Here is a 19,823-nt window from a genome sequence, read left to right as displayed (position 1 = left end):
TTCCACCTCACCCAGGCCGCCGAAGGCGACTTCAGCCTCTGGGTACAAGAGCGCCGCCTCACCCGACGCATCCGCAGCGGCGACCGCACCACCGAGATCCAGCACGGCGATTACCAGATACAGGTCAGCGACGGCGCCCTGGTGCACCAAATAAACGGCGACATCACCATCGAGGGCAACGGTGGCGGAGACATCGTGTTGATCAAGGGTGACACCGGCGTCAGGATCGACCCCCAAGGCAACATCAAGCTGTTCGGTAAAAAGATTACCCTGCACGGCACCCAGAGTGGTGTGACCTTCAATGGCGAGGTGAGTTATGACATTGGGGGTGGGAATGAAGCGGAGAAAATCGCTTCGCTTGAAGCTTACGAAATCCCTAAACTACGTGAACTGGATTTGTCAGCCTTCCAGGCAACTGAGCAAGAATACCGAGAACGCCCGGAGCAAGAAAAAGAGCCGATGCCTCTTGCTGTCCAAGTTCGTACCGCACTTGGGAACCCTATAGCTGATGTTGCATTAAAGCTTGAATCTGAACGTGGCGCAGTACAGCAGGCAACTTCAAATGAAGCCGGTATGGCGGAATTCATAGCCCTGGAACTTTCAGATAGAGGTAGTGTCAGTTATCAGGATGAAGAAGACTTCCTTCATAAATCCATTTCCGCCGATTTGGTTTGGGTGCTTCAAAAACGGAGATTACGTACCCTCTGCAGGCTCCTTCAAGCTGCAGTCGACTACCAAGCGGTCAGTGCCATTTACCCCGGTGACTTGGCTCAGGATATTCAAGACACGTTCACCACCGAAGACGACCAAGACGTACTGTTCCCCCTTATGGCAATCGCTGGCTTAATTTGCATGGACGACATGGAGGTTCAAAGCGATGTCTAGGCTGACTATTCGTATCGAATCCTTTCCCAAGTTTGCAACCCTCCCCGTGGGAACGGATGTTTCTTTCAAGGCCCATATTGAAAACCCGGAAGCCATTCCCGAAGGCACGGTCTTCCGGTGGGTCTGTGTTAATGATCCTTCAACCATACCTTGGTATGCGCCTGCCAGAGCCATTGGACCCTGGGGGGTGGAATGGAACAGTGCAGAGTGGACCATACCCGGTCGTCATACCATTGTCTTTACAGCACACTTCAAAGATGGAACAAGGCAGCGTGTGGCGATGCCGCAGCGAGTGGATCATGCTGCCAGCATCCTCAAACAAACGTTTGATGCCAGCGCTAACGATCATGACCCGACACCCAGCCAACAGCTGCAACACATCAAAACCTATTTGGAAACCTTACAGCACATCGCCACGGAACGGCCTCCAATAAATCAGGAGCAGCGGGAAGAGCATGAGGAAAAAGTCGGACAGTTAACAAGCTACATCCACCATCTCGAAGATCACATGAGCGGGTTGCACAACCTGGAAGGATGGGCAGTGGATGCCATGCACATCGACAAAAACACTGCTACCCGAACGCCACTCAGGCTCTGGTTGGTGAATCTGAGCCTTCCAGGCTCGGATGAAAAACTGTGGCGTTTGGTTGACTGGACCAACCCCGTTTATCGACATACGACGGGCACTTATGAGAACAATGGGGATACCCATGAAGAAGCCATTCAGGACCTGATCAGAACCTGGGATTGGAATAACCGATACCCTGAAGGACACATCCAATACCAATTCTCGGTACCAAAGTATGGCGTCGACCTATCCGGAGACTTTGAAACCGATGGCGGTTCATTCTGGGATGAAGTCTCGACATGGCTTGATTACGCCGCACTTGGCGCAGCAGCGGTGGCCGGAGTGGTAACGCTATTGGCGCCAGTGCCCGGTTCCCGCGTCGTCTCGGCGGCGATTTGGACTTCCATCTTTACCAGTACCGGGGCTGCCGCCATCAATATTTCCCAGCGACATGCCGAAGGCTTTGGCAACTGGAAAGACGACGCCTTCGATGGGCTTTCTATTGTTGGCAACCTGTTCGCGGCGGGGGGCATGGCCTGGAAAGTGGGCGCAACCGTGACCTCGGCCACCAAGCTGGGGACTGGAATGCAACGTGCCGTGCTGATAGGGCAGGTGAGTACCGATGGGATGCAGGGCATCCTGTTGGCGGCGGAGCACGTCAGCCAATATCAGAGCATTATGGACGACCCCAGGCTGTCTCCGGATGAGCGACTGCAAAAACTGATGGAACTCCTGCGCTCAGCGGCCATTGCCGGCGCCATGACCTACATCTCGGTGAAAGGCACAACGGCCGACCTGGACAACTTGAACAATAACCGAACCCTGCTCAATGCTTCGCAGGTCACCGACCCCGAGGTTCAGATAGACCTGGACACTCCTCCGGCTCAGAGTGTCCCGGTGGAGGGTGGGCAAACTCGGGCAAATATAGAGGCACAAACGGAGCCGGAAAGCTTGCCGCTTAGGCAGGACGGTGCCCAGATGACTGCGCGGCAAATCAGACGGGCTGAGAACAGGTTCGTCAATCCGGACACCTTGGACGAGGCCGCCAACCTGCTGGAGGACGCACGAACTCGATTGATCGACGGCGGAAAGCCGCTCAAATACAGTGATGACGAACTGCTGGATATGTTAGAACGCGACCCGACCATTCGAGACAATTACATTGTTCGACTGATGAATAAGAGCCATGTTTTTGACCGAAACGACACGGTGCGGGACCCCAACAACCTGACCGGAAAGTTGGGCGGCACGGATGACCTTGGCCGGGTCAAATACTGGTCCACCACGTTCGACCAGATCGTCGATAGCGACAGCGACCCGGATTTAATACGCCGCAGCGTGGGGATGGGCGACCAGTATTTTGACCCTAATGAGAAATGGGTTATGGTACTGATTGATCGGAAGAAGCACGAAGCGGCTAACATAGGTACCAGCATTGTCCCGACCTACGATAACCTGACGCAGTTTGCTTTACGCCAGGCAGGCCATGACCCGGCAAAAGAAGCACTTATTCGGGAAGTGATGACGGAAAGGTACAGCCGGGAGTATTTGCACTTTAAGAACATGGCTGACAAGGTGGTTGGAAAGGATGCAAATAATAAAGACATTCCGGCTTACAATTTGAAAGTATCGAAGCGATTGGATGACTTTCTTGTCACTACATTTGGGGATGATATTAAAGGAACTGAATTATTCAAGGCACGGTTTGAAATTGAAAACTCGTATGGAGCCTACAAGGAGTACGCAGGCAATGGATTAACTATGAGTTTGCATAATCGTGGACCGATACCTCAGTCGCAAAATTATGGTGTGAAAGAGACTTTCACCTATGAAATTTCCCCCAAAACACTACAAGATATGCTGAAGGTCGATATGATTAAGATCATTGACTTAAAGTCTTTGCCGGAGAAAGCCAAGTGACCACACAGTCTCGTTATCCTTATCAACTTAAGCTCTATGATCCGAATGACTCGGACTTTACTGTCCATTGCCGGTTCAACGACCCCCTCTTTCCTGAAGACGATTTAATAGTATCAACCTGTCAGGGGTATTTATGTTTTACAAGTTGGGCGATTAAGCCAGACCCACGAGGAAAGTATTTGATCGGCCAGTTCGAATTTTCGCTACCTTATTTGAAGTGGCTTCTTGGTGTGATAGCACGTTTTAAGCTGACCCCTGATCAAGGGGGGTACCCACCCGGCACTATGTATGACATCGTTCAGTTGGACAAAGAAAATGAAGTTTATGTTTTTCGGGGGGCTCACCACGGAAATCATGGTTTAATGAGATACCGACTTGAGAACAGAAAGCGTCGGTCATATGTCAATCCAATTGTCCAGCAAGAGTTCGAGTTATATGATGTTTACCTAGACACGCATGGCTTGATGCAAGTGCTATTGGACATTCAACGGCAATATGAAGACGGTCAGATTTAGTGAGTAGAGCAAAAGGTGTTCCCAAGAAAAGTGTGGTCGAGATCTTTGATTTAGAAAAATTACCCGAGAAAGCCAAGTGACCACATAGTCGTGTTATCTTTATCGATTAAAGTTATTTGATTCAAAAGACCATGACTTTATTGTGCATGCTACATTTAATGAGGAGTTCTATATGTTTGATGAAGTGTTTTTTTATGTTCTCATCGCTTTGTGTCAGACTGCCCCGGTTTCGAATCAGGTAAAAACTATTGATGAGGTTTACGGTAGTGGTCAATATTACTACACAAAGAGTTCCCAGGAGTGTCGTTTTGATCAAAATGAATCAATGGAACAAGCGCTTTCAATAGAGTTGATGGCAGGCGAGGCACTAGTTACGGCAGGGCCGTCGTTCAATGAACATTATGATGTTCAGATTGGTGGAGCTAGCAAGTCTAATCGCAATGCTCAAACTATTTCAGTTGACGGCATGGCCATTAACATACACCAAAATGACGCTGTGCTAACCTTATTCAACGCAGAAACCGATACTCTTTTGGCGCGCATGACTAAGTAACGAGAATAGTAAAGCTGTAGACAAGATAAGAGCGCATGGTCGAAAGAGTTCCCAATCACTGAATCAATAGCGATATTCGGGAATCCGATCGCATCCTGGAATGGACATATAATCCGAAATAGATAGAAACTTTCGTTACCATATTGAGGAAGATATTGACTGAATCTCGGCGGAACTAAGCTGCTTAGGGTTCACACAAAAGTACTATTGGTGAATCAGCTATATAATGAAATGGATTCAGCTAGGACTACAATTATTTGTGAATATCTTGGCAAGGTATGATTATATGAGTTTCTCTAGCCTAGGGAGCTCCCATTTCCAGGTCTTTAATCACCTTCCTAACTGCCTGGTCCGACAATCTTGTCGTCTCTGGCAAACGATAGTTTTGGGAAAGTTCCAATACCCACTGGCAGGCGGTAGGTAGAGATATCTTATGCCCAATTGACACATAAATTGGCTTGATATCAGTTTGGGTTCTTAATGCGGCGCCTATCACTTCATTCTCGTCCACAAGCGGTGTCATGGCGCCGCGCTCTTCGTTAGGTTCACTTTCTTGACCAATTAACCGGGATTTCCCGCACCCAATGGTTGGAATATCGAATAAAACGCCGAGGTGACAAGCCAGCCCAAACCTTCGCGGGTGAGCCAGGCCCTGGCCATCGGATACCACTAGTTGAGGCGTGGATGATAGCTGTTCGAATGCTTGGATAATGGGTGGCAGCTCGCGGAAAGAGAACAGACCAGGTATATAAGGAAATTGCTCCTGATCTTGAATGGTGACTGTTTCTACCAGTTCACCCGATGCTGCATCCAGCACAGCAGCAGCTGCAACAAGGGTGTTGCTGTGTTTTTAATAGGCAACATCAACCCCCGCAACCAGTGTGACAGGGTCGAGCTAGTCGGTACGAATGACTTTAGAAGCCAGGTCTCTCTGCAGAGCTATGGCTTCTTGCTAACTGATGTCCCACGAGTGGTGGATGGCTGGTTGCACTTTTTCAATTTCTGCTGGTTACCGTTGAGGATTGCTGCGAGTTGAATCCAGGAAAGCCTTTTTTTGTACAAAAATTAACCTCACGATCGAAATGAATAGGTTGAGTGTGAAGGGCGAGTGCAATATCAGAGCATCTAACCACCGTGTCACGGTTCTTGACGCGTCAGAATACCAACAAGATATCGCAAAGTTATGCCAGTTAGACATGCAGAGGGTGTGAATTCGTCGAGTAGGTTTCATTAACCTTGTGATCGAGTTATCAACGTTTGCCTGTGAGTGTCAGTATCCTTCCTCGCGGTTCAAAGACTAGTGTACACACGGGTAATAGATTCTCGTGTTGTGCTTGTTTACAGTCATTTCAATGAAACGTTGCCGTTATAGCAGCGAACTCATTGCAGGTGTAAAGGATAATTGTTGTTAGAAGGGAGCATTACTATGGATTCGATATCATCTATTCCGGTATTGAGAGAATTGGATTTCAGCCAGAAACTGAGTTTGCAGCGGTTGTATCAAAAGGAGCGGAAGGGTGTGGCTCTGAGCATTCAGGAGCAGGACTTTCTGGATCAATACCGGGAGGAGTTGATTCGCGAGTTGAACAAAACCCGGTCGGTGTGGCCGGCAATAATCTTATTATCGATTAGTGTTTTGCTGTACTTGGTTTTCAGCACTTAGCTGGGAAGCTGCAGCCTGCGCTTGGTAGCGCAGGCTGGCACGAACCTGAGGAAGCCATATTAGCTTGCTCAGGTTCTTATACGCTTGTCATATGGATCATCTATTCGGCTGGCACACTTGTGAGCCCTTTTCTACGGCGGGTCGCGCGTAAAAGCGTTCACAGTACTGCATAACGTTGTTATAGGAATCGGTATCCAGTGCTTCATGCCCTTCGTAAAAGTCGAGTGCCTTCACCCAGGGGGCAATGGCCATGTCGGCAATGGTCAGTTCATCACCCATAATCCAGGCTTGGTCTTTCAGTCGTTGCTCAAGCACACCCAGAATGCGTTTTGATTCTCCGGTATAACGATCTACGCCGTAGCTGTCGGTCGTTTTGTCAGCGGCAAATTTGTAGAAATGACCGAACTGGCCGAACATCGGGCCAACGTGAGCGGCCTGAAAGAACACCCACTGCAGCGTTTCCCAGCGCTTAGCCGGATCGGTCGGAAGAAACTTTCCGGTCTTCTCGGCCAGGTACATCAGAATGGCACCCGATTCCATCATTGCGATGCGTTCGCCACCGGGGCCGTTCGGGTCAATGATGGCCGGAATCTTGTTATTTGGGTTTAGCTTCAGGTAGTCCTCGTCGAACTGGTCGTCGTTCATGATGTTGATCAGATGTGCTTCGTAGGGCAAGCCTGTCTCTTCCAGCATGATGCCCACTTTCTGGCCGTTTGGTGTCGCCATGGAATACAGTTGCAGAATATCGGGGTTCTTCGCAGGCCAGCGCTTGGGGAAGTTGCTCATCGGTTGCTCCTGAATGATTAAAAATCGTCCGTACAAGAATGGGGCTTCAACTGAATTAGGCAAGCGGTTAGGCTCTGCGTATCCAACAAAGACTTTGATCAAGGGCTTCAAAGATGGTGAACAAACCAGCAAGACTGCTGTTTCTGGGCGATTCGGTGACCGATTGCGACCGTGATCGAAGCATTCGGCAACCCAACCGGCCCGAGGCGCTGGGTACCGGCTGGGTGCATCGCGTAGCGACCGAGTGGTTATCCATGAGCCCGGCGTCACGCATCTGGAATCGCGGCTATTCGGGTTGTGAGATCAATGAGCTGCTGGATCAGGAGGGGTGGCAACCGGTTAAGCAGGGCGGGTACGACACGATAACGGTAATGATAGGTATCAACGATATCTGGCACCCCTTCGAAGGAGGGCAATCACACGATATCGCCACCAATCTTAAGGATTTCAATGCCCTGGCAGAAAGGCTGATGCCGCTAACAAGACAATTGGTTCTGGTAGAGCCTTTCGCCATTGCCGGCACTGCCGTAACCGAGGCCTGGTGGCCTTTACTGACCGAATTGCAAGCCGGGCAGAAGGCACTAGCGGAGCAACACAAGGCCGTTTGGATGCCGGTTCAGGCTGATTTCGAAGCAGACAGTGCTGCGCACCCGATGCTCTGGGCCTACGATGGCGTTCACCCCGGCGTGCTCGGGCATCAGTGGCTGGCCCGGCGTTGGTTGGCGTTGATGGGCCAGGTCGACTAAACCGGAACCCGCCCGGGCGATTGCAAGGCATCCATTTCCCACACCAGCCTGGCGGCGAGTTTGGCGGTCCGGTTGTCCTGATCGTAGCTCGGGTTTAGTTCGGCTATATCGCCCATCAGCCACTGGCAATGCGCATACTGGCAACAGCGCTGCACTTCGGTGAGGCAATGCAGCAGAAAGGCGGGTGGTATGCCAATGGCGGCTGGTGCGCTAACACCGGGTGCCGTGGCCGCCGGAAATACATCCAGACAGACCGTCACATACAGGTAGTCTAGCTCCCCGATAAACCGCCGAATGAAGGGCGTGGCGTGTAAATCGATGCAATCCACATCGCGCAGGTAGCGAACGCCCAGCTCATTGGCGGTGTCAAAAAGCAGTGGCGTATTGGCCGCCTCGCTGATGCCAATGCACGCGTAGTGGAAAGGCTGGTTACGTTGCTTGGCGTCTTGTGCAATTTGGTAGAATGGGGTGCCTGACGTGGCATCCGGCGCCGGTTGGCGCAGGTCGAAATGGGCATCGAAATTCAGAATGCCAAGCCGGGCATTCGGGTCGTGACGGTCGAGCCACTGGCGTATGCCCGAGTAGCTTGCGTAGCCAATTTCATGGCCACCGCCCAGGCCGATCACAAAGTGTCCTTCTTCAAGGCGCGCGGCAACCCGATCGCCAAAAGCTGCCTGGCTGGCGGGTAAATCATCGCCGGCACACTGTACAGTGCCATCATCGTACAAAGGCCGGTCGAAATGTGCCGTCAGGTTAGCCAGTGCCGCTCGCAATACAGGGGGGCCTTCGGCTGCCCCGGTACGACCTTTGTTCAGTAACACGCCCCGGTCACTGGCAAAACCAACCAGGCAACTCCCCGGGACATCGTGAACCGGTTGAGTAATACGCTGGTGCCAGCGCTGGCTGCGCGTGCCGGCATCGGGGTCGGTACGGCCTTGCCATTGTGATTGATCAAAAGGTTGCCACATAAGGCTCTCCAGAACGTTAACCGGGTGACGTACAAGCCGACACCCTCACTGTATCAAAATCGGTTCTTACTTGACCTGTCTGAGGCGCTGTTTCACCATGCGATGACTCTCAGCGACACCCGGTCGCTGGATCTGACCATCCGAGAAGCTGACTGTGAGTTCACGCCAACCCCGCTATCTACAAATCAAAGAGTATCTGATGACCCGGATTCGAAGCGGAGAATTTGCACCGGATCATCAGATCCCTCCTGAAGAAAAGCTCGCTCACAGTTTCGGTGTCAGCCGCATGACCGCCAACAAAGCGATTCGCGATCTGGTTCAGGAAGGCTACCTGGTGCGTCAGGCGGGCCTCGGTACCTTTGTCACCGACCAGAAAGCCGAATCGCCACTGAACGACGTGAACAACATTGCCGACGAAGTGCGCCAGCGCGGCCACGACTACAGCAACCGGGTGGTGCGCTGCGAAGCCATCGCCGCCGATGATGAAACCGCCCTCAAGCTGGGCGTGCGCATGGGAGCCGAGGTGTTTCACAGCGTGCTGGTTCACCTCGACAACGGCCGCCCCATTCAGGTTGAAGACCGCTTCGTCAACCCGCGCTGGGTGCCAGATTACCTCGAAACCGACTTCACTCAGCATACCCCCAACGAAATCCTCGTTGCACGGTGTCCAATCACGGATCTTGAGCATGTTGTGGAGGCCATGCTTCCGGATGCACAAACAGCCGACTGGCTGGAAACCAACACTCAACAACCCTGCCTGTGCATGACCCGGCGCACCTGGTCCGGCGAACATCTGATCAGCTATGCCCGGCTGATCTTCCCGGGCGACCGCTACAAGTTGCGCAGCGCGTTGAAGCGGTCACCCGGTTAGCAAGCCAGGTGTTAGCCAACTAACCACGCCGCCAGATAGCCCGCCGGTACGGCCAGCAATAGGCTCAGCGCCACTCGAATAAACCAGACCACGACAATGCGACCCACGGTCAACGGAATACGAGTGGACAGAATGCACGGAATGGACGCCGAGAAGAACAAGACGGCAGAAACCGACACAACACCGGCGGCAAACCGTGCGGGCAGGGCGGCGTCGACCATCAACAGCGCCGGCAGAAACATTTCGGCCAATCCTGCCGCGGCAGCTCGGGACAGTTCCATGGCTTCGGGCAAGCCCCAGATCGCGGCAAAGGGGTAAAACAACAAACCGATCCAGTCGAACAGCGGCGTGTGGTTGGCTAGCAGCAAACCGATCAAACCAACCGACATGATCGAAGGCAGAATACTGATCGCCATCACCAGGCCTTCACGAACATTGGTCGCCACACCTTTCCAAACCGGTGGCGCGTCACTGGCACCGGCCAGGCCGGCTTGCCAGGCAGTGCTCAGCCGCTTGCCGTTTGCCACCTCGGGTTCCGGATAATCACTGCGGTTATCCATGGTCCGCAGCGGTGGCAGGCGCACGGTAATAGCGGTAACGGCGAAGGTGATCAGCAGGCTCAGCCAGAAATACAGATTCCACAGGCTCATCAGATCCAGCGTGCGGGCGACAATGATCATGAAAGTGGCTGATACCGTCGAAAACCCGGTCGCGATGATCGCCGCTTCCTTGGCCGAGTACTGGCCGGCGGTATACACCCGGTTGGTGATCAGCAGGCCGATGGAATAGCTGCCCACAAACGACGCCACCGCATCAATCGCCGAACGGCCCGGGGTTTTCCACAAAGGGCGCATCAGCGGTTGGAACAGCACGCCGACCAGTTGCATCAGGCCATAGCCAATCAGCAACGACAAGAACACCGCACCTACCGGCACAATCAGGCCTACGGAAATCACCAGTTTGTTGAACAGAAACGGCAACATATCCGGTTCGTGCAACAGCGCCGGCCCCCAGCCCGTGACGGCCATCAAAGCCGCCGCGACGCCCAGAATTTTCAGCACGGTGAACACGCTTTCCGTTTTATTGCGGCGCCATTGGCCAGTTACCAGCGGATAAACCGCGCCGGCAATAATCATCAGCAAGGCATACCAGGCGGCTCCGGAACCGAGCGGAGAGCGCAAAGCGTTGACGATGTGATCAAGCGGAATGGTGCGGGTACCACCGAGCGTAATGGGGGTAAAAAAGATAAAAAGCCCGAGCACGCTGGGCACGATGAGCTTTAGGGCCAGTGCCCAGGAAGCGCGCTCCTGGCTAAGGGTGGACTGTGTCATGGGAAACCTCGCATCTTGTGATTATTGTCTGAGTTGTTGGTCGCTAGCCTTTTTAATGTATATACAATTGTAAGCGACGCTGTCAATCCCTAGTTCACCCCTTATTGTGTAACCTTTCGTACTAAAGGTCGTTCTATCCGCCACTACGGTTTTTTACATTTCACCGGTTGACTTTCAGGTCGAGTCAAGCAAATGTATATACAAATCTAAAAACAAGGGGCCTAACCCCATGACCGGAACATCAACCACACCGCACCAAACTCAGCTCTGGGTTGGCGTCAGGCTGTTTGACGGCACACGCACGCACGATGAGCCGATGACACTGGTCGTCGCTGACGGGCGAATAAAACAGATGCTGCCCAGCAGTAAACAACCAGCCCAGTGGGAAAGCGACTGGCCCGTCGCCGGGCGAGGCGGGGTCGTGACCCCCGGGCTCATCGACTGCCACACCCACCTGGTGTTTGGTGGCAACCGCGCCGGTGAATTTGAACAACGGCTCGAAGGCGTCAGCTACGCCGAGATCGCTGCACAGGGCGGCGGCATTCTCAGCACCGTGAACGCCACCCGCAGCGCCAGTGAAGACGACCTGTTCGCCAGCGCAAAACCCCGGTTGGAAGCCCTGATAGCAGACGGCGTCACCACCATCGAAATCAAATCCGGCTACGGCCTCAGCCTGGAACATGAACGTAAAATGTTGCGGGTTGCCCGCAGGCTGGGGCGGGAATTACCCGTCGATGTGATGACCACCTTCCTCGGTGCTCACGCCTTGCCTCCTGAATACAAGGGCAGGGCAGACGACTACATCACCGACGTTTGTGAGCACATGCTACCGGCGTTGGCCGCTGAACAGCTGGTCGATGCCGTGGACGTCTTCTGTGAAAACATCGCCTTCAGTATTGATCAGTGCGAGCGCGTCTTCACCGCTTCGAAGCAACATGGATTGCCAGTAAAAGGCCACGTCGAACAACTGTCGAACCAGCATGGCAGCGAACTGTGCGCCCAATACCAGGCGTTATCGGTCGATCATATTGAATGGCTCGATGAAGCTGGTATCGCGGCCATCCAACGCTCAGGCACTGTTGCCACTCTGCTACCCGGTGCGTTTTACACCTTGCGCGACACCACCCTGCCACCGGTAGAAAAACTGCGACAGGCCGGTGTTCCCATGGCCGTAGCGACCGATGCCAACCCGGGTTCGTCGCCCATTTTTCAGCTCACTCTGATGCTCAATATGGCCTGCACCCTGTTCCGACTAACGCCCACCGAAGCCCTGCAAGGTGTCACCCAAAACGCAGCCCGGGCACTGGGATTGGGTGACACACACGGCCTCCTAGCCGAGGGGCACGCTGCCACCTTCTGCCATTGGCAGGCGGACCATCCGGCTGAACTGGCTTATAGCGTTCAGCCGAATCGTCTTTTAAGTCGTGTGTTCAAGGGTGAATTAACACCGTTATGAAAAAGTTTCGGAGTTTGCACCTGGCTGAGTGCCGGGAGGCGGGTCTGGCCTTGGAGGACGTCTGTCCACACGGATGTTGACAGCCGAGCTTACAGGGACGTACTTGCAGCGACCTCCAAGGGTAGACCCGCCTTTCGGCACGGGCTCCCCCACAAAACAAACAGAAACCACAGAGGACCACTCACATGACCGACCAGAATAGAACTGACGCCAGCCGGGTTATTCGCGCTGCTACCGGCACTGAACTGACCGCCAAGAGCTGGCTCACCGAAGCGCCGTTGCGCATGTTGATGAACAACCTCGACCCGGACGTCGCGGAAAACCCTGAATCTCTGGTGGTGTACGGTGGGATTGGTCGTGCCGCCCGCAACTGGGCCTGCTACGACAAAATCGTCGAGACACTGCAACGTCTGGAAGACGACGAAACCCTGCTGGTACAGAGTGGCAAGCCGGTCGGTGTGTTCAAAACCCACGCTGACGCGCCGCGCGTGTTAATCGCCAACTCCAATCTGGTACCGCACTGGGCCAACTGGGAACACTTTAACGAGCTCGATAAAAAAGGCCTGATGATGTATGGCCAAATGACGGCCGGCTCCTGGATCTACATCGGCTCCCAGGGCATCGTGCAGGGCACTTATGAAACCTTCGTTGAAGCCGGCCGCCAGCATTACAACGGCGAGCTCAAAGGCCGCTGGATATTGACCGCCGGTCTAGGCGGCATGGGTGGCGCCCAGCCATTGGCCGCCAGCATGGCCGGTGCCTGCTCCCTGAACATCGAATGCCAGCAAAGTCGCATCGACTTCCGGCTGCGTACCCGCTATCTGGATGAACAGGCTACCGACCTGGATGATGCCCTCGCGCGGATTGACCGCTACACCGGTGAAGGCAAAGCCGTTTCCATTGGTCTGTGTGCCAATGCGGCCGACATCCTCCCCGAAATGGTCAAACGCGGCATACGCCCCGATATGGTCACCGACCAGACCAGCGCCCACGACCCGTTGCACGGCTACCTGCCCCAAGGCTGGACCTGGGAGGAATATCAGGCCAAAGCTGAAAGCGAACCGGAAGCGGTGGTGCAGGCCGCCAAACAATCGATGGCCGAACACGTTCGTGCCATGCTGGCGTTCAAAGCCCAGGGCATACCCACTTTCGATTACGGCAACAACATCCGTCAGATGGCCCAGGACATGGGCGTCGACAACGCCTTCGACTTCCCGGGCTTCGTACCGGCCTACATTCGCCCGCTGTTCTGCGAAGGCATCGGCCCCTTCCGCTGGGTTGCCTTGAGTGGCGACCCCGAAGACATCTACAAAACCGACGCCAAGGTCAAAGAACTGCTGCCGGACCACAAACACCTGCACAACTGGCTCGATATGGCACGCGAACGCATCAGTTTTCAGGGGCTGCCGGCCCGCATTTGCTGGGTGGGTGTGAAAGACCGCGCCCGCCTTGGCCTTGCCTTCAATGAAATGGTCAAAAACGGCGAATTGAAAGCCCCCGTGGTGATCGGGCGGGACCATCTCGACTCCGGCTCCGTCGCCTCACCCAACCGCGAAACCGAAGCCATGCAGGATGGTTCCGATGCCGTATCGGACTGGCCGTTGCTGAACGCCTTGCTGAACACGGCAGGCGGCGCAACCTGGGTCAGCTTGCATCATGGCGGCGGCGTTGGAATGGGGTACAGCCAGCATTCCGGCGTTGTCATCGTCTGCGACGGTACTGATGCTGCCGCCAAACGCGTCGGTCGGGTCCTGCACAATGATCCGGCAACCGGCGTGATGCGCCACGCCGATGCCGGATACGACAGTGCGATACACTGTGCCCGGGAAAATCACCTGGATCTGCCCATGCTGCCCGAGGAGCCCCGCTCATGAGCCACACCTTGACCCTCACCCCGGGAACCCTGAACCTGGACGACCTGCGCCTGGTTTTCCAGACCCCCGTGTCACTCAAGCTGGACCCGGCTTGCTACGCCGGTATGGAAGCCTCGGCCGCGACGGTCGCTGCCGTGGTGGCCGAAGGCCGCACTGTTTATGGCATCAACACCGGCTTTGGCTTGCTGGCCAACACGCGCATTGAACCGGCCGAACTGGAAATCCTGCAACACAGCATCGTGTTGTCCCATGCAGCGGGCATTGGCCAGTTTATGAGCGAACGCACCGTGCGTTTGATGATGGTGCTGAAAATTAATTCTCTGGCACGAGGTTACTCCGGTATTCGCCCGGAAGTGGTCGAGTTCCTGATCGAACTGGTCAATCGCGGCGTCTGTCCGGCCATTCCGCAGAAGGGCTCCGTCGGTGCCTCTGGTGATCTCGCGCCACTGGCTCACATGAGTGCCGTTCTGTTGGGCGAGGGCGAAGCCTTCTGGCAGGGCGAACGCTGGGCCGCTGGTGACTTGCTGAAAGAACTGGGCCTGTCACCGGTCACTCTGGCCCCGAAAGAGGGGCTGGCATTGCTAAACGGTACCCAGGCTTCTACCGCCTTCGCACTGGAAGGGCTGTTTAACACGGAAGTCGCGCTGGCGTCCGCCACCCTGATCGGCTCAATGTCGCTGGAAGCAGCCATGGGCTCGCGCAAGCCATTCGATGAGCGCATTCATCTTGCCCGCGGCCATGCGCCACAAATTGAAATGGCACGTCACTATCGCGAGATTCTGGGTGAGTCGGACATCGAACACAGCCACGCAGATTGCGAGAAAGTGCAGGACCCGTATTCATTGCGCTGCCAGCCCCAGGTAATGGGTGCCTGCCTGCAGCAATGGAAGTTTGCTGCCCAGGTACTGCTGACCGAAGCCAACGGCGTCTCCGACAACCCACTGGTGTTCGACGATGGCGACATCATCTCGGGCGGTAACTTCCACGCCGAACCGGTGGCTATGACGGCCGACATGTTGGCCATCGTGTTATCGGAAATCGGTGCCTTGTCGGAACGGCGCATGGCCTTGCTGATCGACTCGGGCCTGAGCGGTTTACCGCCGTTTCTGGTGGACAACGGCGGTGTAAACTCGGGTTTCATGATCGCTCAGGTAACCGCCGCCGCTCTGGCCAGTGAAAACAAGACCCTGGCGCATCCGGCCTCGGTCGATTCATTGCCCACCTCGGCCAATCAGGAAGACCATGTTTCCATGGCGACCTTTGCCGGTCGTCGCCTGGCGGATATTTACGAGAACGTCGAAGGCATTCTGGCCATTGAATGGCTGGCGTCAGCTCAGGGGTTGGACTTTCGGGCGCCGCGGCACACCAGTGACACACTGGAACAAGCCAAGGCTGCCTTGCGCAGCAGGGTTCCGTTTTACGATAAGGATCGTTACTTCGCACCGGATATTCAAAACGCCGCCGCGCTGATCCGGGAGCGGGCATTGGCCGGCCTGATACCCGTGTTTGACGGATTGTAATGGCAGATGAACAGCACAGCGGGGGCCTGATGTGCCCCCGGTTTCTGTGGGCCTGCTAGACTGATGGAGCCGTTTGTTGTTAATCGCAGGAGGTAATCATGTCGAACCGGCGTTTCAGTCAGATGCTCAATCAATGGGAAGAGCAGCGTAAACAAAAGCAGGATCTTGTAACCGTCCCTGTTTCTGTTGCCAAAAAGGACCTGGAGCGTTTGCAGGCACTGGCCGAAGTGTATGACCAGCCATTGGAATCGATTATGGCCGATCTGTTGCATTCAGCTCTGGCCGAAACGGAATCCAGCATTCCCTATGTGGCGGGTTCCAGGGTGATTCGCGTCGAAGACGGCGAACCCTGCTACGAAGATGAGGGTAAAATGCCCGATTATCTGGATGCGCGGCACCGCGCGGCGCATCCGGAGAATTAATCGGCCAAATTAAGGAAGAAGCACCGTAGAACCGGTGGTTTTTCGGGCCTCCAGGTCGCGGTGTGCCTGGGCCGTGTCTTTCAGCGCATAGGTCTGGTTCACTTGAATCTTAACGATCCCTTTGCTGACCACATCCAGCAGGCGTTCAGCGCCTTCGACCAGCAACTCCCGGGTGGCGATATGCGTTGCCAGCGTTGGCCGGGTTACGTATAGGGAGCCTTTGGGCGCCAGAATACCGGGGCTGAACGGGTCAACCGGGCCGGTCGCATTGCCGTAAGAGGCCAGCACGCCAAAAGGACGCAGTGAATCCAGCGAGGCCATAAAGGTTTCCTTGCCGATGGAATCATAGGCGACCGCCACACCCTCGCCATTGGTCAGGTCACGCACACGCTGGGCGATGTCTTCCTTGTTGTAGTCGATCACATGGTCGCAGCCGTTATCGAGCGCCATCTTGGCTTTGGCTTCGCCGCCGACACAGCCGATGACCGTTGCGCCAAGGTGTTTGGCCCACTGGGTCAGAATCAGGCCCACGCCCCCCACTGCTGCATAGACCAGAATGGTGTCGCCGGCTTTAACCGGGTAGGTGCGGAACAGCAGGTAATGGGCGGTCAGGCCCTTGAGCATCATGGCCGCAGCGGTAGTGTCTTCAATGGAATCTGGCAGTTTGATCAGCTTGTCGGCGTCGATCAGTCGTGCTTCGGCGTAGGCACCGACGGTCATTGGGTAGGCAACACGGTCGCCCACGGCCAGGTCTGTTACACCCTCACCAACGGCCTCGACAACGCCTGCCGCTTCCATACCCAGCACCGCCGGATAGTTGGGCTGAGGGTAGAGGCCGGTGCGCATGTAAACATCGATGTAGTTCAGGCCAACGGCCGTCTGTTTCAGCTGGACCTGGCCCCTGGCCGGTTCAGGCAGGGTAATCTCATCCCACTGCAGGGCATCGGGCTCGCCCGGGGTGTGAATGCGGATGGCGTGTGTCATTGGTGTCTCCCAATCTCGTTGAGGTAATGCAATTCGGTTGAACGGTACGTCAATTTATCACGAACAGGCGCCTCGTGTGTTCCCTGTCAGGGTCACTGCGTTGCCTGTTGGTGCTAAAAAGCACTGTATTAACCACCTAATACCCCCTGTTTGCCGGATATTGATAATCTGGTTTCAGTCGCCGTACCTTTCGCACACCTCTGAAAGGCGCTGTCAGCGACGACACACAACACTCCCTACAACACGTCTTATAACAAGAACAGGAGAGCCGAGATGACTAAAAAACGCATTCTGATGATCACCGGTGACTATACCGAAGACTACGAAACCATGGTCCCCTTTCAAACCCTACTGGCTGTAGGCCACCAGGTAGACGCCGTATGCCCCGAAAAGGCCGCTGGAGACAGCGTCGCCACCGCGATTCACGATTTTGAAGGCGACCAGACCTACAGTGAAAAACCCGGGCACCGCTTCGCCCTGAACGCCAGCTTTGACGAGATAAAGGTCGAAGACTACGATGCGTTGGTCGTCCCCGGCGGGCGGGCGCCCGAGTATCTTCGTCTGAACAAAGAGGTGCTGGCCATGGTGAAGCACTTTTTCGACGCTAATAAACCCGTGGCGGCGATCTGCCATGGCGCCCAGCTGTTAGCGGCGGCGGGTGTGTTGCGCGGTCGCCACTGCTCGGCTTACCCAGCTTGTCGGCCGGAAGTAGAAGCCAGCGGTGCCGACTATGCCGATATCGACGTGACCGATGCGGTGACCGATGGCAACCTGGTAACAGCCCCCGCCTGGCCAGCGCATCCGGCCTGGCTGATGCAGTTTATGGCGGTGCTGGATAAAGCCTGATCTTAATGAACGGTGCGGTCGGGCAGTGCATTGCCCGAGTCGCCCGGAGAGCAAACCCATGTGCAAATTGTTCATCAAAGCCGACCCCGACCTCTGGGTCAGCACAACGCATTCGTTACGCATCGACGGCATGGTCACCAGCGTTCGACTGGAAAATTATTTCTGGCAGATACTGGAACAAATTGCCCAGCGCGATGACATGAACCGCGCGCAAATGATTACCCGTCTCTACCACGAATCCATAGACGCCGGTCACGACCTGGGGAATTTCACGTCTTTCCTGCGGGTGTGCGCACTGCGCTATCTGGCGTTGCAATTGTCCGGAGACATACCCGCCCGTGACGACGTTGCCATTGCTACCCTCGATGCCGAGAGCATCCTGACGCGCGAAGCCAATGGCCTTCACTGATAACCGGATCAATCCGGTTTAAAACTCAAGCCCCGCGCCTCTAAAGACGACTTCAGGAGCGGGATCGCGCTCGGCCCAACACCGTGCAAGGCGAGCAAATCCTGTTCGGAAAACCCTTCCAGATCCTCTGGCACTTGAACACCTGCCTGGGCCAGTGCCCGTTGTGCTGGAGCAGATAGCTGAGTGAGAAACCCATTGTCTGCAAGTAAGCCAGCCTGCTGGTAATGCTCATAACCCGTTTTGGTCAGCAGGGCCAGCTCGTGAAGCATGGCTGGCTCGGTTCGGGTGAAATTAAAACAGGATTTACCTTGCATCCGCTGTTTTAACGCGTCACTCGCCGTTACCAGCAACGCTGGTTCAACATAAACCGGCATCAGGTGGAAGCTGACGTAGTTTTTCTTAATCTGTACTGCCGCGAAAAACAACGGCTTTTTGTTTTTCTGGATATAGCGGCTATTCAGGTAGTACTCAACCTGCGTATCAGTGCTGACGGTCATTGAATCAGCATAGGGGGCCAGCAGCGCTTTAAGTGCTGCAAAAACAGAGGCAAATTCAGTGGGTTGAACGATTGTTGACATACTGTCTTAAACCTCCCTTCACGGCGGTGACTCAGTCCAGTCAACAGTAGTTTACTCGTTCAATCCTTAAACACCACGGTCCGGTTGCCATTCAAAAACACCCGTTTCTCGGTGTGATATCGCACGGCGTTGGCCAGTGTCTGGCTTTCGATATCCTGACCGCGGGCGATCAGGTCTTCTGGGTAGTGGTTGTGGTCTACTGCCTGAACGCCCTGGCTGATGATGGGGCCTTCGTCGAGGTCGTCGTTAACATAGTGGGCAGTAGCGCCCACCAGTTTGACGCCTTTTTCCCAGGCCTGGTGGTAGGGCTTAGCGCCCTTGAACCCTGGCAAGAGAGAGTGGTGAATGTTGATCGCCCAGCCGTCGAGTTTTTTCGACATGTCGGACGACAGCACTTGCATGTAACGGGCTAGCACGACCAGTTCGCACTGGTATTGCTGAATCAGTTCCCAGATCTGCGCTTCCTGTTTCGGTTTGGTTTCCGGTGTGATGGGCAGATGGTAATAGGGAATCTTGTGCCACTGCGCGAGTGATTCGAGATCCGGGTGATTGGAAATAATCACCGGGATTTCGATGGCCAGCTCGCCGGTTCGGTAACGGTAAAGCAAGTCGTTCAGGCAATGATCGTAACGGGACACCAGAATGGCAACCCGGGTTTTATGGTCCGGCGCGGTCAGTTCCCAGTCCATTTGAAAATGGTCGGCGCGCTGCGTAAACAGGTCGCGAAAATGTTGCAGGGAATCCTCATCTTTAAGCGGGCGGAATTCGACGCGAATGCTGAACAGGCTGGTTTCGCGATCATCGAACGAGTTCATCGTGACGATGTAGTTTTCGGTTTCCGCCAGGCTGCGTGTCACCACATCAACCGTGCCCAGTGTGCTGGGGCACTGGGCCGTGAGTATCCAGCGTTTTTCTGTAACGGCCATAG

Annotated in this window: 19 protein-coding genes and 1 pseudogene; 13 read left to right on the top strand and 7 right to left on the bottom strand. The window is 54.9% G+C overall.

The features are described 5' to 3' along the window. The 4 genes from ABJT94_RS14380 to ABJT94_RS14365 all read left to right on the top strand — a co-directional run. The coding region (locus ABJT94_RS14380) for a hypothetical protein (protein WP_348483068.1) at nucleotides 1–885 on the top strand (885 nt) is incomplete at its 5' end. Beyond that, entirely contained in the window at nucleotides 878–3,373 is a 2,496-nt protein-coding gene (locus ABJT94_RS14375) for a hypothetical protein (protein ID WP_348473964.1), read from the top strand. The genes ABJT94_RS14380 and ABJT94_RS14375, both read left to right, overlap by 8 nt. Next, nucleotides 3,370–3,888: a hypothetical protein gene (locus ABJT94_RS14370; RefSeq protein WP_348473963.1), complete on the top strand. Its 519-nt coding sequence runs from the start codon at nucleotides 3,370–3,372 to the stop codon at nucleotides 3,886–3,888. Before ABJT94_RS14375 ends, ABJT94_RS14370 begins: the two co-directional genes overlap by 4 nt. A 172-nt stretch (nucleotides 3,889–4,060) precedes the next feature. Further along, nucleotides 4,061–4,441, top strand: a complete 381-nt coding sequence (locus tag ABJT94_RS14365) for a hypothetical protein (RefSeq protein WP_348473962.1) — start codon at nucleotides 4,061–4,063, stop codon at nucleotides 4,439–4,441. A gap of 301 nt (nucleotides 4,442–4,742) precedes the next feature. On the opposite strand, the pseudogene ABJT94_RS14360 reads toward ABJT94_RS14365, so the two are convergent. Then, nucleotides 4,743–5,270, bottom strand: a pseudogene (locus ABJT94_RS14360) (endonuclease V); the annotation flags it as partial. A gap of 597 nt (nucleotides 5,271–5,867) precedes the next feature. Between ABJT94_RS14360 and ABJT94_RS14355 the strand changes: the two are divergent. Further along, a complete protein-coding gene (locus tag ABJT94_RS14355) occupies nucleotides 5,868–6,104 on the top strand; it encodes a hypothetical protein (protein WP_348473961.1) in 237 nt (78 codons plus the stop codon). 96 nt (nucleotides 6,105–6,200) lie between these two features. Here the strand turns inward: ABJT94_RS14355 and ABJT94_RS14350 are convergent, their stop codons facing one another. Next, on the bottom strand, nucleotides 6,201–6,890 hold the full coding sequence (locus ABJT94_RS14350) for a glutathione S-transferase N-terminal domain-containing protein (protein WP_348473960.1): 690 nt from the start codon (nucleotides 6,888–6,890) through the stop codon (nucleotides 6,201–6,203). 113 nt (nucleotides 6,891–7,003) lie between these two features. Here ABJT94_RS14350 and ABJT94_RS14345 point away from each other — a divergent pair, with 113 nt between their 5' ends. Then, a complete protein-coding gene (locus tag ABJT94_RS14345) occupies nucleotides 7,004–7,636 on the top strand; it encodes a GDSL-type esterase/lipase family protein (protein WP_348473959.1) in 633 nt (210 codons plus the stop codon). Here ABJT94_RS14345 and hutG read toward each other — a convergent pair. Next, nucleotides 7,633–8,604, bottom strand: coding sequence for a formimidoylglutamase (gene hutG, locus ABJT94_RS14340; RefSeq protein ID WP_348473958.1), 972 nt, complete (start codon nucleotides 8,602–8,604; stop codon nucleotides 7,633–7,635). The two genes, ABJT94_RS14345 and hutG, sit on opposite strands and share 4 nt — an antisense overlap. Before the next feature lie 154 nt (nucleotides 8,605–8,758). On the opposite strand from hutG, the gene hutC reads away from it, so the two are divergent. Beyond that, complete coding sequence (gene hutC, locus ABJT94_RS14335) at nucleotides 8,759–9,475, top strand: histidine utilization repressor (protein ID WP_348473957.1); 717 nt, start codon at nucleotides 8,759–8,761, stop codon at nucleotides 9,473–9,475. 11 nt (nucleotides 9,476–9,486) lie between these two features. Here the strand turns inward: hutC and ABJT94_RS14330 are convergent, their stop codons facing one another. Further along, nucleotides 9,487–10,806 (bottom strand): YjiH family protein, encoded by a 1,320-nt coding sequence (locus tag ABJT94_RS14330; protein ID WP_348473956.1) that lies wholly within the window; start codon nucleotides 10,804–10,806, stop codon nucleotides 9,487–9,489. Nucleotides 10,807–11,035: 229 nt separating this feature from the next. On the opposite strand from ABJT94_RS14330, the gene hutI reads away from it, so the two are divergent. The 4 genes from hutI to ABJT94_RS14310 all read left to right on the top strand — a co-directional run bounded on the left by hutI (nucleotide 11,036) and on the right by ABJT94_RS14310 (nucleotide 16,078). Further along, a complete protein-coding gene (gene hutI / locus ABJT94_RS14325; protein ID WP_348473955.1) occupies nucleotides 11,036–12,262 on the top strand; it encodes an imidazolonepropionase in 1,227 nt (408 codons plus the stop codon). 185 nt (nucleotides 12,263–12,447) lie between these two features. Continuing rightward, nucleotides 12,448–14,136 carry a urocanate hydratase gene (gene hutU / locus ABJT94_RS14320; RefSeq protein ID WP_348473954.1) on the top strand — a complete coding sequence of 563 codons (1,689 nt, stop codon included), beginning with the start codon at nucleotides 12,448–12,450 and terminating at the stop codon, nucleotides 14,134–14,136. Continuing rightward, nucleotides 14,133–15,656, top strand: a complete 1,524-nt coding sequence (gene hutH, locus ABJT94_RS14315; protein ID WP_348473953.1) for a histidine ammonia-lyase — start codon at nucleotides 14,133–14,135, stop codon at nucleotides 15,654–15,656. Before hutU ends, hutH begins: the two co-directional genes overlap by 4 nt. A 98-nt stretch (nucleotides 15,657–15,754) precedes the next feature. Further along, a complete protein-coding gene (locus ABJT94_RS14310; protein ID WP_348473952.1) occupies nucleotides 15,755–16,078 on the top strand; it encodes a hypothetical protein in 324 nt (107 codons plus the stop codon). A gap of 9 nt (nucleotides 16,079–16,087) precedes the next feature. Here the strand turns inward: ABJT94_RS14310 and ABJT94_RS14305 are convergent, their stop codons facing one another. Next, entirely contained in the window at nucleotides 16,088–17,062 is a 975-nt protein-coding gene (locus tag ABJT94_RS14305; RefSeq protein WP_348473951.1) for a quinone oxidoreductase, read from the bottom strand. 273 nt (nucleotides 17,063–17,335) lie between these two features. Between ABJT94_RS14305 and ABJT94_RS14300 the strand changes: the two genes are divergently transcribed. Together ABJT94_RS14300 and ABJT94_RS14295 are read left to right on the top strand one after the other, a co-directional pair. Further along, complete coding sequence (locus ABJT94_RS14300; RefSeq protein ID WP_348473950.1) at nucleotides 17,336–17,908, top strand: DJ-1/PfpI family protein; 573 nt, start codon at nucleotides 17,336–17,338, stop codon at nucleotides 17,906–17,908. Nucleotides 17,909–17,966: 58 nt separating this feature from the next. Continuing rightward, nucleotides 17,967–18,317 (top strand): ribbon-helix-helix domain-containing protein, encoded by a 351-nt coding sequence (locus tag ABJT94_RS14295; RefSeq protein WP_348473949.1) that lies wholly within the window; start codon nucleotides 17,967–17,969, stop codon nucleotides 18,315–18,317. An 8-nt stretch (nucleotides 18,318–18,325) separates the two neighbouring features. Here ABJT94_RS14295 and ABJT94_RS14290 read toward each other — a convergent pair whose 3' ends face one another. After that, nucleotides 18,326–18,895, bottom strand: coding sequence for a hypothetical protein (locus ABJT94_RS14290; RefSeq protein WP_348473948.1), 570 nt, complete (start codon nucleotides 18,893–18,895; stop codon nucleotides 18,326–18,328). Between the two features lie 59 nt (nucleotides 18,896–18,954). Next, the gene (gene purU / locus ABJT94_RS14285; RefSeq protein ID WP_348473947.1) at nucleotides 18,955–19,821 is read right to left on the bottom strand and encodes a formyltetrahydrofolate deformylase; all 867 of its coding nucleotides are present in this window, start codon (nucleotides 19,819–19,821) and stop codon (nucleotides 18,955–18,957) included. Between the last annotated feature and the right edge of the window lie 2 nt (nucleotides 19,822–19,823).

The organism is Saccharospirillum sp. (assembly GCF_039982735.1).
GTDB lineage: Bacteria > Pseudomonadota > Gammaproteobacteria > Pseudomonadales > Natronospirillaceae > Saccharospirillum.
Note: the sequence above shows the minus strand (reverse complement) of the source record. Positions and strands in the feature narration are given on the sequence as shown.